11 protein-coding genes and 1 pseudogene are annotated in these 16,001 nt (G+C 40.6%); 7 read left to right on the top strand and 5 right to left on the bottom strand.

The window, feature by feature from the left end; all coding sequences use genetic code 11:
* Positions 1–35 precede the first annotated feature (35 nt).
* Genes NXS00_RS05790 through NXS00_RS05780 form a run of 3 tightly spaced genes read left to right on the top strand, consistent with a single transcriptional unit; the run spans position 36 to position 5,328 of the window.
* Positions 36–2,534, top strand: coding sequence for a TonB-dependent receptor (locus NXS00_RS05790; RefSeq protein ID WP_258098173.1), 2,499 nt, complete (start codon positions 36–38; stop codon positions 2,532–2,534).
* A gap of 5 nt (positions 2,535–2,539) precedes the next feature.
* Positions 2,540–3,979 (top strand): ABC transporter permease, encoded by a 1,440-nt coding sequence (locus NXS00_RS05785; protein ID WP_258098172.1) that lies wholly within the window; start codon positions 2,540–2,542, stop codon positions 3,977–3,979.
* Between the two features lie 14 nt (positions 3,980–3,993).
* Positions 3,994–5,328 carry a DUF3526 domain-containing protein gene (locus NXS00_RS05780; protein ID WP_258098171.1) on the top strand — a complete coding sequence of 445 codons (1,335 nt, stop codon included), beginning with the start codon at positions 3,994–3,996 and terminating at the stop codon, positions 5,326–5,328.
* A 557-nt stretch (positions 5,329–5,885) separates the two neighbouring features.
* Here NXS00_RS05780 and NXS00_RS05775 read toward each other — a convergent pair.
* Genes NXS00_RS05775 through NXS00_RS05765 form a run of 3 tightly spaced genes read right to left on the bottom strand, consistent with a single transcriptional unit; the run spans position 5,886 to position 10,077 of the window.
* A complete protein-coding gene (locus NXS00_RS05775; protein WP_258098170.1) occupies positions 5,886–8,063 on the bottom strand; it encodes a PepSY domain-containing protein in 2,178 nt (725 codons plus the stop codon).
* A gap of 20 nt (positions 8,064–8,083) precedes the next feature.
* On the bottom strand, positions 8,084–8,569 hold the full coding sequence (locus NXS00_RS05770; RefSeq protein WP_258098169.1) for a DUF2271 domain-containing protein: 486 nt from the start codon (positions 8,567–8,569) through the stop codon (positions 8,084–8,086).
* Positions 8,570–8,574: 5 nt separating this feature from the next.
* Entirely contained in the window at positions 8,575–10,077 is a 1,503-nt protein-coding gene (locus NXS00_RS05765) for an ankyrin repeat domain-containing protein (RefSeq protein WP_258098168.1), read from the bottom strand.
* Between the two features lie 261 nt (positions 10,078–10,338).
* Between NXS00_RS05765 and NXS00_RS26930 the strand changes: the two are divergent.
* The 4 genes and pseudogenes from NXS00_RS26930 to NXS00_RS05755 form a co-directional block, all read left to right on the top strand.
* Positions 10,339–10,527, top strand: a pseudogene (locus NXS00_RS26930) (LytTR family transcriptional regulator DNA-binding domain-containing protein); the annotation flags it as partial.
* Between the two features lie 251 nt (positions 10,528–10,778).
* Positions 10,779–11,882: an alpha/beta fold hydrolase gene (locus tag NXS00_RS05760; RefSeq protein WP_258098167.1), complete on the top strand. Its 1,104-nt coding sequence runs from the start codon at positions 10,779–10,781 to the stop codon at positions 11,880–11,882.
* Positions 11,779–12,213, top strand: coding sequence for a DUF6686 family protein (locus tag NXS00_RS26925; protein WP_373418656.1), 435 nt, complete (start codon positions 11,779–11,781; stop codon positions 12,211–12,213). The genes NXS00_RS05760 and NXS00_RS26925 overlap by 104 nt, the downstream gene beginning before the upstream one ends.
* Entirely contained in the window at positions 12,206–12,868 is a 663-nt protein-coding gene (locus NXS00_RS05755; RefSeq protein WP_258098166.1) for a class I SAM-dependent methyltransferase, read from the top strand. The genes NXS00_RS26925 and NXS00_RS05755 overlap by 8 nt, the downstream gene beginning before the upstream one ends.
* A gap of 142 nt (positions 12,869–13,010) precedes the next feature.
* Here the strand turns inward: NXS00_RS05755 and NXS00_RS05750 are convergent, their stop codons facing one another.
* Positions 13,011–13,658, bottom strand: a complete 648-nt coding sequence (locus NXS00_RS05750; RefSeq protein WP_258098165.1) for a hemerythrin domain-containing protein — start codon at positions 13,656–13,658, stop codon at positions 13,011–13,013.
* A gap of 355 nt (positions 13,659–14,013) precedes the next feature.
* Positions 14,014–15,906, bottom strand: a complete 1,893-nt coding sequence (locus NXS00_RS05745; protein ID WP_258098164.1) for a CocE/NonD family hydrolase — start codon at positions 15,904–15,906, stop codon at positions 14,014–14,016.
* Positions 15,907–16,001: the final 95 nt, after the last annotated feature.

The raw sequence follows: 16,001 nt of genomic DNA, 5'->3' as shown, positions 1-16,001 counted from the left end.
TTATTTCCAATTACAATTCAGCTAAACAGAGATTAATGAAAATTAGATTTTTACTTTTAGTGGGGCTCATTGGGCTCATGTATAGTTCCTATTCACAATATAAGGTGACTGGAACCATTCTGGATGCTCAAAGCCAATCGCTACCAGGAGTTACGGTATCATTTTCTAACTCAACAATTAAAGAAGGAACAACCACAGATGGCAAAGGTGTATTTGTCATCACTTTGCCAGAAAAGGGTACTTATAAACTAGAAGCTCGTTTTGTAGGATTCGCTACTTATAAGCAAAACATCAATATTGCCGAAGAAAAAACGTATGATCTTGGAACTATCAAGTTGCAGGAAAATCAGGTTGAGTTGCAAACTGTGGAGATAGTCGGTAGATCACAGCGCGATTACAATAGTGATTACTCCTTCTCAGCAACCAAAACGGGTATTAAGAACAAAGAACTACCTCAGTCTTTGACTGCAGTGACGAAAGAGTTTATTGCTGATAGGCAAGCATTTCAGTTGGCTGACGCGGTGAAAGGTGTGAGCGGAGTGTCTCCATCAAGTGTTTACAATCAGTATAACATTCGCGGGATAAGTCAAAACGAAGAAGGACAGATCATCAATGGGATGCGTACACGTCAGTACTATTTCTTACAGCCCATCACATCGAATGTGGAGCGTGTAGAAGTACTGAAGGGCCCTGCTTCTGTAACTTTCTCAAGTGTGGATCCGGGAGGAAGTATCAACATCGTGACCAAAAAACCACTTGCCGAAGATCGCAAAGAGGTGAGCATGAGTGTGGGTAGCTTCAGTACGATGAGGGGAGCATTGGATTTCACAGGTCCTCTCAATGAATCAAAAACGTTGCTTTATCGAGTGAATGCAGGAGTTCAAAAGGCAGAATCGTACCGTGATTTGGTTCAGAATAATGCGTTGTTGGTGTCTCCATCTATCAGCTACGTGCCAGATGATAAAACGGCGATTAATGTGGAAATGATCTACAGTAACAACTTAGGAACACTGGATAGAGGTCAACCAATATTTGGAGCACAAGCAGGAGTGACAGATTTGAACAGCACACCCATTAGTCTCAACCTGGGTGCAACCAATGACTACTTCCAATCGGAAGAGTGGATCATGACAACCAGCCTTTCTAGAAAACTGACTGACAACATCAGTTTCAATGGTGCTTATATGAAGCAGACATGGAGAGAGGATTTGGAAGAGCACCGAACCACTAATGCATTTGCCGTAGATAGAGATGGAAACCCTGTGAATGATATGGTAGCGATGCGTTACGTACAGCGTCAGCAGTTCTGGGATGTAGACAACTTGAATGCGTATTTCAATTTTGATCTAAACACTGGTGATGTGAATCACAAGGTGCTTGTGGGATATGACCTGCACAGGTGGAATAGAAAGCTTGGAGGAGGACAAAACTCAGCTAGAGGTTATCTACTCAATGATGGATCAGTTACGAATGGTTATGACCCTGCCAATGCAGATGCGTATCAAATGATGGAAGTGAATGGTGTGACCATGCCTGTACCTAATGTTGCTCATTTTAATCTGAGTAATCCATCCAATACCATCAAGAATGTGCAAAACTACACGATGAATTCGGTTTTCGCTATTCCTCCAAACCTCAGTACAACTCATGCGGCATACATTCAGGAGCAATTGAAGGCGGGAAAGTTAACGGCGCTTTTGAGTGCGAGATATGAGTGGTATGAAGACATGACCAACCATGATTTGTCTACGGAGAAAAGCTTCAAAAATGAATCATTCATTCCAAGGTTAGGACTGAGCTATGAAGTGAGTAAGAACGTCAACGTCTATGCCACGTATTTGCAAGGTTATCAGCCACAGTCTAATACAGTTACTTTAATGCCTAGTACCGGAGCTTTCTTCTGGGCAACCGATTCTCCTGCACAATATGATCCATTGATCAGCGATTTGAAAGAGGTCGGGGCTAAAGCCACCATGTTAGATGGTGGGGTTACGATGAGTGTAGCCCTTTACGAAATCAATCAGGAAAACATCTTGATACCATCTGCTGATGTTCCTGACTTATTGGTACAGCGTGGAGCTGACAGGAGTAGAGGCTTTGAGTGGGACATGTCAGGCTATGTAATGCCCAACTGGCAAGTATTTGCTTCTTACAGTTACATCAATGCAGAAATTGTAGAAGATGCTGATGAAGCACTTGAAGGTGAGCGTAAAGAAAATACACCGCAGAACAGTGCTAACCTATGGACGAGATATGATTTTGAAAGCAAAGGTGCGTTGAGAGGTCTTGGATTGGGATTGGGCATGCAGTATAGCGGAGACAAAGTCCCCTGGTTCACCAGAGACTTTATGGTGCCTGCTTATACCATCTTCGATGCAGCAGTCTATTATAAGCCAGTCAACTCCAATATGCAGTTGATGGTGAAGGTAAATAACCTGCTAGACGAAACTTATTGGCTAGGTGCACAGAACTACACTCGTCTGTTCCCGGGTGCTCCAAGAAATGCCTTGCTCACAGTTACTTATAAATTTTAATCCTCATGCGTAAGGAAATTATTTTATTGATTTCCAGACAGTTCTTGGCTCGATTATTCAAGTCAAGAGCTGTTTACCCATTATTGGGAATCATGCTCATATTACTCATTTATGCAGCTATTAGCGGAGTGAGCTATCATGATCACAACCATTTTCGTGAAGATCATCAGGAAATGGCTCGTGACAGCTGGGAGGGTAACCCAGATAAGCATCCACATCGCATGGCACACTTTGGGACGTTTGCCTTTAGGCTCAAACACCCACTGAGTATGTTTGATTTTGGAATCGAGAGCTATACTGGGAATGCTGTGTTTTTGGAAGCTCACAAGCAAAATATGGTCAATTTTTCTGAGGCTAGTTTCTCTACCGGATTGTTGCGGTTTGGCGAGTTGAGTATGGCCATGATCTTGCAGACCATATTGCCTTTGATCATATTCTTTATGGGCTATTCCGCAGTTGTTGCTGACCGGGAAAATGGTACGTTGAGAATCCTTTTGACACAAGGTGCCAGTTGGAAAGACATACTATTTGGGAGGTCATTTGGTCTGCTGATAGGTGCGTTACTATTTTGTTTGCCATTTTTCCTCGTAGCGGCTATTCTATTAGTTAGTGAAGAGCATGTGAGCGCAGAAATTTGGATGAGACTAATGTTGACCATGTTTATTTACCTGCTTTTTGTTGTCGTTTTATGTTTCATTACCATAGCGATATCAGTTAGTAGTAGATCCTCTAAAGATGCTTTGGTGAAGTTGTTGGGTTTGTGGTTACTGATGATCGTTTTACTGCCTCGGACTGCACAGGCGGTAGGATCTTACCTCTACCCAACACCCACCAAGCTCGAGTTCAAATCGGCAATAGAAGAGGAAGTGATTAAAAATGGGGATAGTCACAATCCCGACGATCCACATTTCTCAGCATTGAAGGACTCTGTGCTCAAGGCTAATCATGTAAATACCGTAGAGGAGTTGCCATTTAACTATGGCGGTTTTGTAATGGCAGAGGGTGAGCGGTTAAGTGCGGAGGTTTATAGCAAGCATCAGCAACAACTAATGGATACCTATAGAAAGCAGAATTCGTTTAGTCGGGTATTGGCTTTGGCCAATCCATATCTGGCTGTGAAGAATTTGTCCATGGCTTTGTCTGGTTCGGATTTTGAATCGTATGTCGATTTTCAAAATCAAGCAGAGGAATACCGCTATCTCATGGCACAGAAAATGAATGAGCTGCAGATGAAGTACATCGGTGCTTCTGTCAGTAGCTCGGAGGGAAAAGTGAATGTAGTAGGTCGTGAAGAATGGCGGAATTTCCCAGATTTTGAACATGAGCAACTCTCGTTAGGTAGTGTACTTAGTGCGGAGGTTTTTTCCCTTGTTTCCATATTGTTCTGGATGGTTCTGGCCATCTGGATGATTTTGAGTTTGTCTAAAAAAGCAAAAGCGATTTAAGTATGTATAGTTTAATGTTCAGACAATTTTTAAGAACCAAAACCTGTATAATCGGTTTGTCGCTCTTGTTGGTATTGGGTACCATTAGTTTGTTGATTGGGAAACAATTTCTAACAGAACAGCAGGAGGTAGCACACCAGGTAGTAGAAAAGCAAGCTGATCACATCGCGCGTAATGTGGAGTATCACAGTGATGATTTGGGGTTGTTACTGTATTATCTGGAGTTTGCACTGATTAACGACCCTAGTCCATTGGCAGGGTTATCCATCGGTCAGCGAGATATCAATCCAAGTGTGCAGAGTGTGACTATCAGGACTCTGGAAGCACAAAAGTATGATACGGATCTGCTCAATCCTGTGAAGCTATTGTATGGTAATCTCGACTTGAGCTTCATCTTGATCTATGTATTGCCACTATTGATTATTGCTTTTACTTACAACCTTTTGTCAGAAGAAGAGGAGTCAGGTACCTGGCGGATGATTAGAGTCATGACGCGCTCGAAGATCAAGTTTTTATTGGCAAAGCTCTCTGTACGGTTTGTGTTGTTGTTTACAGTGGTATTGACATTGTTTATCCTTGCCGTAGGCTTATTAGATATTCCTGTTGGACAACCTCTTTTGGCTTTCTTTAGTGTGGCTATCCTTTATATGGTCTTCTGGTTTGCCTTGAGTTTTTGGATCATTTCGTTACAGCGCAATTCCAATTTCAATGCTCTAACGTTGCTTTCTATTTGGCTGACTTTGATGATTTTGGTGCCTGCAGCACTAAACAATTACCTGACCGTCAATCACCCAATACCTGAGGCACTGACAGCCACTATACAGCAGCGAGATGGCTATCATGAAAAATGGGACACCAATAAGGAAGAGACATTAGAGGCGTTTTATACGGCCTATCCACAGTATAAAAAGTATGGATATCCGACAGAGGATGGGTTTAACTGGTTGTGGTACTACGCCATGCAACACCTTGGTGATGTGGAGTCTCATGAGCAAAGTGTGGCTATGCGTGATAAGATTCTGAAGCGTGAGCATATAAGCGAGTTGTGGAGTCGGTTTGTACCTACCATGCATGCACAGTTAGCGCTCAATAGACTGGCAGGCACTGGATTGATCAATCATATACATTTCTTGCAGGAAACGAGTGATTTTCATGAGCGTACACGACTTTATTTTTATCCACAAATATTTGATCAAGCCGGAGCAGAAGCTGTTAATTGGGCATCCTTCAAACCTGAGCATATGACTACAGTCACTGAGATCAATTGGTGGAGTACTTTGGGCTCGCTGGTTATTGGAGCACTTGTGTTTACAGGTTTGGCATTTGTTCAGAGTAGAAGCGTTTTATGAATTTTCCATTGTTTCCTTTCAGTTCATTGAAGCTTCCAGAGATCATCGAAACCTTGCTTGGGCGTACGAGCAATGCTTTTCAGGTGGTGAGTACGGAATGGAAGGATCGACAGAATGAGGTTTATCTGTTTTGTTATAATCAGTGAGAATTTCCGCTTCTATTTCAGAATCATTGTCTGAATAATTAAAAATGCTATTTTATTGACCTGGGAGATTGTTGTTGAGTATAAAGCCAGAATATATACATATTTGATTCGTATGAAATGATACGACTGTATAGGCTTCATTCAGATAGTTATTAGGCTTGTAATTGCAGGAAATGGTGATAGCTCCTGCTATATAGTAATAGTGTTTTCATCTACAGGTGCCACTCCTGTGTAACTCTTTTGTGCACAATGCCTGTATAGGGTATTAATGATGAACTAACGACTTGGATAGGAGTAAAATTTAGTTGCTGTGATGGAATGCTCACAGGTGATAACAAGCTACTAAATGAAATAATAGTACTTGTAGGGGGGATCACTACAGTTAGTGATGGTGTAACTGGTTTTGAGTTGTTAATAACAGTCCTCTAGAATTTCACCTCTATAGGTATCTAGTGATTGGCCGTACTGATCGATGTAGATAGACTCTAATGCACTCATTACACCTTCTTTCATGGCTAATGACCCACAGATCATAAAAGATGCGTTTTCTTTAAATGCTTGAGTTATATGCTCTTTGTTTAGCTTAAGACTGTCTTGGACGTATTGCTTGCCATTAACTCTGGAATAAGCCGATTCAAAGTAGTGGAGTCTTTGATCTTGCCTGTTCTGATCAATTATGGATTGATACATCTCCATCGAAAGAGGGTTGTAGCCTCCCCAGAATAAGGAGAGGTTTTTCTTTTTATTTTGATTGATCATTCCAAAAAAGGGTGCAATTCCTGTTCCATTGGCAATCATGACCACACTTTTGCTTTTAGCTGGCAAGTGGAAGTGAGCGTTCGATTGCATTTCTACGGTTAGCGTTTCTCCTTGTTGCAGTTGATTTAGGTAATTCGATCCTAAGCCCTTATCATGCACCCGAATGCTCAATAGAATGGTGTTTTTATCTAAAATAGAAGTAGAGTAGTAGCGTTCCTTTCCGTCGGATGCATAGATGATCAGTAAGTCACCTGATTGATATTTTTTCAACGAGCCACTCTTGACTTTGAGTTTCAATAAGAAGGTTTCATCCTCTTTCTTATTCGAGGAATCAATCTTTTCATTTACCACCAGCTTTAGTTTATCTCTTTTAGGCGCCTCCATGGTTTGCGGTGCTAACAGGTGCATACCAGATCGATTGCTCAAATGATTTATCCACTCTCTAAAAGTGTCCAGTGATTGGTTGTTCACAGTGGTGAATGGTAAGAACTCATTGGCGTGAGGCATTTGAGAGAAATGATCATTTACCTTCTGGGCAAACAGGCAATAATCTGGATAGTCCGTGGATCCGAACCCTAACACAGAATATTCAAAAGGATTGGTAGGGGGTTCGTCTTCAAGTGCCTTCATAAAGTTGCGAGCATTTGCTGGCGGGTCACCTGCTCCATAAGTAGAAGTAAGCACTATCAGCTTTTCCAGTTTTTGAAAGTGCTCGTAATCGTCCATGTCCGTTAGGTAGCATTTGCAGCTATTTCTTAGTAGCTCTTCCTGTAAATGAATGGCAAATTGACGAGTACTTCCTAATTCACTACCTACCAAAATGATGTGTGAACACTGGTCTTTTGGGTAAGGATTGGTGATGCTACTTCGGTCTCTTCGCAAATAAATGACAAACCCACTATAAATCAGAAATAGCATGCCAAATGAGCTGATGCCGAGTATCAATGCCCACCAGGTAGTGCCTTCCCCTGTATGAAGCATAAAACTGAGTTGAGATAGTTGCTTAGTGGTAGGGTAGATGATCTCACTGACTACTTCTCCTGTGAATTGATTGATTAGCAGCTCACGATCTTCTAGTTTCAACTCATAAAACTCTTCTACATCCTCTGAGAATGGGAACAGGATTTCCCGCAGTTGAGATACCTGATAATGATTAAAAACCTCAAAATCAGCTAACTGAATTTTTGGCTCGGAAGCAAGTGAATCATAGTTCACCTGGTGCTGAGTCTTAGCAGTTGGAATCACTCCAAAGCGCTCAAAGAACAAGTAGGCGCCAGTAGATGCTGTGACCAGAATGATGAAAATGCTAAATCGCCCAATTTGTGTATGGTAATCTCTGTTGAACTCATTGGGAATGATTTTAGAAAAATAGGCCTTTAATCCGCCCTGCTTACGACTCGTGAGTAGAATACCTGTCAAGCCGATGATGAGTAAAAAAAAGGAGGTGGAACCTATTAAAAATCGTCCTGTAGCACCTAGAAACAAAGATCGGTGTAGAGAACGACAGAAATCAAAAAACTCAGGAGTGGTAAACGGAGTGCCAATGCTCTCAGCGGAAAGGGGGTTCATGTAAAACTTGCCTTCGCTCGCATCTAGTGCGTCCAAAGCGATGAACCCGTTTTCATCTCTGGAGATACTGAGTATTTCAGAATATCTGGTTTTGGAATTGCTAATGAGTGTGGCTATTGACAAGTCATCACCCTCAGGAATGTGATACCCTTTGTTATGTTCAAAGACTGGTTCAAATGACAAAATGATGCCTGTAAACGACGCAATGATTAAAAATACACTAGTGACTAAGGCTAGCCATAAGTGAACCAGTCTCCACATATGATGGTTTTAGTTTTAGACTATTGTCCGATTAATTTCACATATCTAATGTAGCCATTGCCTTCCAGGTTTTTTCCTGCCAGACTATCAGTTAGGGCTACTTCCACGTCAGTGGGGTAATACGGATTGTCCTCTACGGCTGTCTCAAATCTAAGTTGATAGCCACTATTGATCAGGTCTTGAGGTATCCCGAATTGCACTATTTTGCGGCCACCACTGACAATAGATGCCCCAGATATTCCATCAATACTTTCACCTGACTCTTCATGGTATGCAAACCACTCAGGCAAGTCGTCGTACCACTCTGGTTCATCTCCACTTACCGATAGAGTTTGGTGATAGCCAGTTTCCGGATGTGTAAGTGAAACAATGACGTAAGCTCCAAGGCCACCGTAGTTGCTTAGTTGAATCAGGCATTTGTACTTTACTTCTTCATCCGCTGTGTTGGTAGTAGGAGCAAAGGCAAGTAGCACTAAAAGTGGTGCAATTACTAATAACTTTTTCATACCCATTATAGCTTAAGAAATTCTACGTTAACACCATTTTTTGATAGCAGCTCGTTTTGTGTTGCCAGGTCGTAAGCAGATTCGTCAAATGCTGTTAATAGCGATTTGTCTGCACCAGAAGATATTAATAGCTTCAATAATTCGTCATTTTCTGATTGCATTGCAGCAGCATGAAGTGCAGTTTGACCATCTGTATCCTTCGCATTTAAATCTACTCCCAGGTCTATAAGATAGGCGATCAACTCCTTATCTTGTTTTTTGACGGCTGCATGTAGTAATGTTGCTCCATTGGATCTGGCAGCTACTGGGTTATACCCTACTTCTTTTAGGTATGCAAACTTCTCTTCGAAACCCCTAACTTTTCCTCTGCTGGAGGTGATGATTTCAAAACCAAGATCTTTACCAGGAACATTTGTGTCAGCTCCGGCTTTAGCTAGTGCTTTAGCTACTTCAAGATCATTGTATTTGATGGCTGCACTGAAGGCCGTTTCTCCATCCTTGTTGCTGTGATTGATGTCTTTAGTCTTATTCAGGTAGAGGTTTACTAACTCCAGAGAATTGCCATAAGATGCTTGAATCAATGCGTTATTTCCATCTTCATCTATTTGATTTACATTCACTCCTTTATTGATGAAGTAGTTGATTACATCTGTATCTTTTGCCTGATATGCAAGGTTGATAAGGGCGGTGTTACCAGAGGTAGATACAATGGCAGGATCTAACCCTAAACCTTCCAGGTATTGGTAAAACGCAAGCGAATTTTCTTCACCAGTTCTGCTAAATCTACGTGTTGCGAATAGAATGGCGTTTTCGTTTGTTTGAGCATTTTTAGAGTAATCGATTTTATATTTTTTGATCAACTTCTCCAGGATTTCCTGATTTCCTGTTTTGGCAGCATAGTGAAATACGCCATTACCATCTTTATCTTTTACGTTGATATCCAGGCCTTTCTTCACAAAGTACTCGATACCACTCAGGTCCTTCATGCTGCCAGCATACGCAAGCAAGGCATTCTTGCCATCTTTTGTCTTTTCTTTCTTGAGGTCGGCACCTAGTTCTATGCAGTAGTCATAGACTTTCGTATTAGCCTGACCAGTAGCTGCAGCAAACATGATTACTGAATAACCATGTTGATCCAAGAGGTCTGTTTTAGCACCTTGTTTGTAGAGGTATTTCATGGTTTCTACGTCTCCGGCGTATGCCGCCCAGAATAAGTAAGTTCTAGCATCATGAGTGATTTTATTCACATCATTACCCTGATTGATAAGAAACTCGACTGTGGAAACCGGTACTTTTTCCAGTATGGCATAAACTGTTGCGTCAAACCCAAACTCAGTCAACTGAGTAGGAGAGTTGCCTTCTTTGATCTTGGATTTGATATCCTCCAAAGAAGGATTTGATTTCCAGTAGCTTCTTTCGTAGAAAATATTTTTAGTCTGAGCTGACAAAGTTTGAAATCCCAGAATCAATGTTAGAAACCAGAATGTAAAATGTTTGGATCTATTCATAGTTGAAGATTTTTTTAAAATGCGGAGACGTGCCATGAGACAACACGCCTCCTCAGTCTGTTATTCTTATTTAGAAAAATTCTAAATAAGGGCAAAGAAAGTGTATACATGTGTTTAAGTCAATAACTAGGACTAGTGAATTCATCAGTAGAGCATGACTTTTGGTTCAACTGAGAATTGTGATGGTGCACCGTATTGCCTTCTAGTAATAGTCTAATTTCACAAACTACATCAGGTTAAAAGGCTTCCACAAGAAAGTCTCTTACATCGCATTCACTCAAAGTGTGGACTGAAAAACTCAATCAGGAATTTGTACAAGTACATCGTTCCTATATAGTTAACCTTAATTTCGTAGAACGAGTTGCTAACAATAAAATCTCCCTTGTCAATGACGTAGTTCCTATTGGTAGGTCTTATAAACACCACTTCATAGAACGGTTGAAGTTCTAATTAAGAAGCCCCATTAAAAGGTCAAAAATCCTTGTTGTTAACTATTTATAGGTACACATTTTCACTATCAATAGGGATTGCATTACCAATGAATACATGATTACTTTGTTTTTATTTAGAATGATTCTAAATAAAAGAGCGCCTACAATACTTGAAAATTATGTGCGCGTAAAACCAACTTGTGTTTCATGGAACCCCTACTGTTGTGATGGCATGCACGATTAAGGGGTTTCATCTTTTCTATAACAGGAGTGGTTAATAAACAAGAAAACGACGATCTGTTAGATGCAATGGCTCATATAGTTTACAGAAAGAAGTGGTATGATTATGTTATTCTAAGCAACCTGCTTATAGTAATTTGTTTTCCTATTGGTCTCTATGCAATATGGAGAACGGAGCGCATCGCACTTTGGTGGAAAGTATCATCTACTGTGTTCGTTATACTTATACTCAGCGCAATATTCGGACCTTACGACTCTGCAGAATATACAGCACCACAATACTCCGAAGAGCAGGCACATCAAGACCTATCATTACAATATCATCAGCAAATTTATAATCAATGTGAACTTAATTACTGGACCTTATATCAAGGCCATGATGAATGGATCCTTTTTTTACATGGTGCTGGTGCGGATCATCGCATGTTCATGGGACAGGCTAAGGAATTGTCCGAGTATTTTAACTTGATATTGTTGGATGGAAGAGGGCAAGGTAAATCCAGAATGTTGTCAAATGAAGTAATTCATTTTCAGGATATGGTGAAGGATGTCATTGCTATTCTTGATGAATTGCAAATTAATAATACGCATCTGGTAGCACAATCATTAGGGGCCTCACTTGCCCAGGAAGTGACTTATTACTATCCTGAAAGGGTTCATAAACTGGTACTAATTGGTTGCTATAACCAACACTCTGAAACTAGCACACTGTGGATGATCAGAAACTATCTCATGACCATGATCACAAAGGTGGTTCCATGGAATGTTTTGGCTGATAGGTTTGGTAAAATGACTAGTGAAAATCAAAGAATTCAGGAGTATACAACTTTGGCACTAATCAATACTGGTAGGGCTACATGGGATAATCTTGGGCTGTCTGCATATGATACTAAACATGTGGTAAGTAAATACAGCCATCCTCATCAAACGCTTTTGATGAGAGGTGAAAATGACTATCCAGAAATGCTTTCTCCAATCTATAAGCAGATGAAAGAAACCAACCCACTAAGTGAGGAAGTGATCATTAAGAATGCAGGACATGTATGCAATATGGAAAACGTATATGAGGTTAATCGAGCGATTAAATCATTCCTTCAAACTAATCAAAACCAAAAAACTGATATTTATGAGTGACTGCCGCCCAAAGATTTTAGTAGAAAGCCACAATTACAACATAGCCCAATGTCCACATTGTTCCAGAGTGGGATTGTATTATCATAACATACTAATTGGCTTTGAACTCAAAGAATTTTGCTCCTTTTCAAAATCGGTACTTCGTATTGATTTTGATATGAATTGCTTGCTATTTCCCGATGAAGAGGAGCACGTAGTGTTAAATACTTGTCATAGAGATATTCAGCTGTCCTTTAAGCGACGGGAATTTGAGGAATTTTCGAGTATGCTTAATCAGGCTTTGCTAATAATTCAAGCCGAACAATTCGTGAAAATCAGAAAAAATGGTTGAGATTTTTGAGGGGGACCGTGCTAGTAACTACGAGATGTTTGTGGATGCGTGGATTCCAAACTATAGAGAGTTTATAGATTCTGTACCTAAGTTGCTTAGTGGGGTTCGTGAAAGGAATCTACTAGTTGCGGGCTGTGGCACGGGAAATGAAATTTTAGCTCTCGGGGATCAGTTGAGTCAATGGAAAGTGACCGGTGTAGACCCTTCTCCGGAAATGCTGAGTCAGGCTAGAGAAAAGTTAGAAGACATGGATAATGTCACATTGTTGGGTGGTCAGGTTAGGGATTTGCACATGACAGAGCAGTTTGGAGCAGCGACATTACTATTGGTTTTGCACTTTTTGAAAGATGACGGTAGTAAGCTGTATTTACTCGCTGAAATAGCTAAGCGTATGGAAGTTGCGGCACCTTTTGTAATGCTTGATATTACAGGAAGCACCTGGCAAATAAAAAGAAACCTGGAAGTTTTGAGAAACCTGGTGAGCAACTACATACCACCTGAAGAGATCCAAGGCCGAATAGAACGGATAGAAGGTGAGCTACACTATGTAACGGAGGAGCGCCTCACAGAACTATTCATGCAAGCAGGATTTGAACGCCCGGTAAGGTTTTATCAAAACACTATTTATATGGGCTGGTACTCCAGAAAGGTCTGAATTTAGCCTGTGAAATACATCCACCTTATGCTCTAATGTTGATTTTCGGAGGAAGTTAGTATGAGAATGTTTAGATACTTAGTCATGAGGAAACTTGACTTGTTATCCTCATGCAAGCATACTTCCGATGATTAGTAAATGTTCATTTCTTTAGTTTGTTTTCCAATTTTCGAGTCATTGGAACCAGGACTTTTTCTTCCATAAGAGAATGTACTGTCAGGTCACGTTTGAAGAACTCCAGCTGATTCCTTAGAATAGTCAATGAGAAGAAGTTAGGGAACTCCTGAATCTTATTATTCAGCAATGAGATTAACTCCTCTAAAATAGTCTCACAATTGTCATCATGGTCTTGAATAAACTGATCTAGGTAAGACTCATAAATATAGATGTCGGAATAGTTTTCGTTGAGAAGCTTTTTCACATATGGAAACAGACCTTTTTCTTCATCTGCCATATGATGTACCAGGTCCTCCTCCAGGTGAGCAAATACATGTTCCAGTACCATTTTTAGTCCGCTCAAGTTCTCTCGGCTATTCCCTAAGCTTTCAATGGCATAATTGATCTTTGGAAAAACCTCAGATAAGTAATAGCGGTGTGTTGCCTCCAGGTAATCTAAAACACTTTTAGGATCATATTTGGCAAATGTTTCAAATTCGAAATCTTTTTCATCATGAAAAACCATCAACAAATCCATATGCATTTGAGCAGACAAACGACTGGTAAGTTGTTTGTCATCAAATGAATTAAATCTTTTTTCAATGATCTGGTTTAGTTGTTCTGTTTTTCTCATAATGATTGTGGGCTGTTACTCGTAAATCAATCAGATTTAAAATCGATGATACTCTGACAAAAGTAGATGCTTTGAAGTAATCTTTTAAGGAGCGGATTACTGATTAAAATCAGTTTAAGAAGGAGGGCAGAACAATAAAATTGATTGATTTTAAAAGTTTTGAAATCATCAATTGTGTTGATTCATTGAAGTATTGATAGGATAGCTGAATTCAGAGTTACTCTTCAGGTAACAAAAAAAGTTTGAATTGAACATCCTGATATTTGTCAGTGGGTTGGTGATTTATCTTAATGAAAACTAAGAAGTAACAATAAGAAAACAGCTCATCCGTGGGATGAGCTGCTTTATATGAATTCTATTTCTCGAATTTAAGTTTACCTATGACTGGTATCGTGATTTTTGATGGATAATCACTTGAGTGATGAATGGTGTTATGAGCAACTATACCTTCAGTTTCGTCATAATTATTTCCTCCTGTATTGAGGTTTCTGGCAAAACGAGGAAAGTTGCTACTGGATACTTCAATACGAATGCTGTGACCTTTTTCGAAATAATTGCTGGTGGAAAGTGGTGTTAGATCAATTTGATACACTTTATCTTCTTCCATGAACACTTCTTTGTCATATCCTTCTCTATATCGCGCTCGCTGAATCGTTTCATCCAGGTTATAAGCACTACCATCCGGATATACGTCAATTAGCTTTACAGTGAAGTCGGTGTCTTTGACATCTGAAGAAACGTAAAGCGACATCTCAATAGATCCGGAGATTTCTACTCCTTCGGCCAAAGGTGCTGTGGTATAGACCAAAATGTCTTCACGTGTCTCTTGCTCTCGCTGGTCAAATGAACCCGCTTTTATCGCGTTGCCAGTACAGCACACATTACCACCATAAGAATAAACCGGGTTCATCGGGTCATAAGTAAAATGATCCGGCTTGTCTGTTTTTGCAACAGAGGTTTTGAGCTTTCCATTACCAAATAAACTGTTTGCCCGACCCTCACTTTCTAAGTAGAGAGGCGTCATTTTTGCATTGGCTGGAGGCCATGTGTCGGCTGTTTGCCATTTGTTAGAGCCCATGGTAAAGTACTGTACACGTGGCAAGCCTTCCATGAAGTTACTTTCCTCACCCTTCAGGAAATGATCAAACCAGCCATTGTAAATCAGTGAGTCATAGTTCAAGCGTGCATCCCCAACACTTCGCTCACCCACTATGGTGTTTTCAGATGCTCTCCAATACCCGCAGTGTAGCGTAGGTGCAATTACCAGGTACTGATTGTCAGCGATTTCTTTTGATGCAGTATTACGGACATGATTGAATAGAGCAAGGTTTGGACTTATGGACACGTCATACCAGGAGGTAAACCAAAAGCTTGGAGTTGAAATTTCCATATTGTCGTGGTATAAACCACCTTCAAACCACGCTGGGTCATTTGGTTTGCGACGAATCATTTTATCATATATTTCCTGTTTTCCATTTAGGGCAACAATAAAATCCTGAATAGGAAGATGAGACAAGGCTTCACGCATATCTTCCACTTTTGGGTTTTCTGGTGCCAGGTCATAATATCGAGAGATTCTGATCAAATCCTCTTGAGTGGCTCCTGCAGGAATTCGGGGCTTGAACTTGTCATGTTCTACACCGTAAAGCCAGGCTCCAAAAAGCATTTGATAAACACCACCTCGGTACCAGTTGCCCTGCTCCATAAATTGTCCTACACGACCAATTCCCGCTCCAAAGCCCATGGGAACCATAGCAGCCAGTGCGGGATGGTTCATTGAGGATACAGCCATTTGCCACTCTGCGGTGGATGAGCATCCTATCAGTCCGATTTTGCCATTGCTCCAGCTCTGCTCAGACATCCAGGTTAATGCATCATAGCCATCTGTAAGTGGTACTCCCAGTATATCCCATTCTCCTTCTGAAAAATACCTTCCTCGTTCATTTTGAACTACAAAAGCGTAACCACGTTTTACAGCATCCAGAGCTTGTTTGTATGTTCTTGTGGACTCTTCTCCATCTCTCCATGCGTTGAAATTGTATGGCGTTCGTGAAAATATGATTGGTACTTTTTCATCGGTTTTAGGTCGGAATATGTCAGTAGCCAAACGCACTCCATCACGCATTGGCATCATTACTTTTTCATCGATAATGGCCACTTCTTCCAGTTGCTCCCGGATGCTTTGTGCTCTGCCAGTGCTTACAATAAGTAGTAAAGCAAACGCTAGTTGTAAATAGGTTAATTTCATAGAATTATACTAAAATGATTCGTCGCAGAATATAGAGTAGATATGATCTTCAGGCAATCAAAGAAATGTAAGCATGCTAATACTTGATGTGATTG

The organism is Marinoscillum pacificum (assembly GCF_024714495.1).
GTDB lineage: Bacteria > Bacteroidota > Bacteroidia > Cytophagales > Cyclobacteriaceae > Marinoscillum > Marinoscillum pacificum.
This window is presented reverse-complemented; position numbering and strand designations above follow the sequence as displayed.

Excerpts from the sequence above, each read along its gene's own strand:
- NXS00_RS05790 (WP_258098173.1), top strand. The coding sequence starts at position 36 with ATGAAAATTAGATTTTTACTTTTAGTGGGGCTCATTGGGCTCATGTAT.
- NXS00_RS05770 (WP_258098169.1), bottom strand. The coding sequence starts at position 8,569 with ATGAAAAAGTTATTAGTAATTGCACCACTTTTAGTGCTACTTGCCTTT.
- NXS00_RS05765 (WP_258098168.1), bottom strand. The coding sequence starts at position 10,077 with ATGAATAGATCCAAACATTTTACATTCTGGTTTCTAACATTGATTCTG.
- NXS00_RS05745 (WP_258098164.1), bottom strand. The coding sequence starts at position 15,906 with ATGAAATTAACCTATTTACAACTAGCGTTTGCTTTACTACTTATTGTA.
- NXS00_RS05785 (WP_258098172.1), top strand. The coding sequence starts at position 2,540 with ATGCGTAAGGAAATTATTTTATTGATTTCCAGACAGTTCTTGGCTCGA.
- NXS00_RS26925 (WP_373418656.1), top strand. The coding sequence starts at position 11,779 with ATGCAGGACATGTATGCAATATGGAAAACGTATATGAGGTTAATCGAG.
- NXS00_RS05780 (WP_258098171.1), top strand. The coding sequence starts at position 3,994 with ATGTTCAGACAATTTTTAAGAACCAAAACCTGTATAATCGGTTTGTCG.
- NXS00_RS05750 (WP_258098165.1), bottom strand. The coding sequence starts at position 13,658 with ATGAGAAAAACAGAACAACTAAACCAGATCATTGAAAAAAGATTTAAT.
- NXS00_RS05775 (WP_258098170.1), bottom strand. The coding sequence starts at position 8,063 with ATGTGGAGACTGGTTCACTTATGGCTAGCCTTAGTCACTAGTGTATTT.
- NXS00_RS05755 (WP_258098166.1), top strand. The coding sequence starts at position 12,206 with ATGGTTGAGATTTTTGAGGGGGACCGTGCTAGTAACTACGAGATGTTT.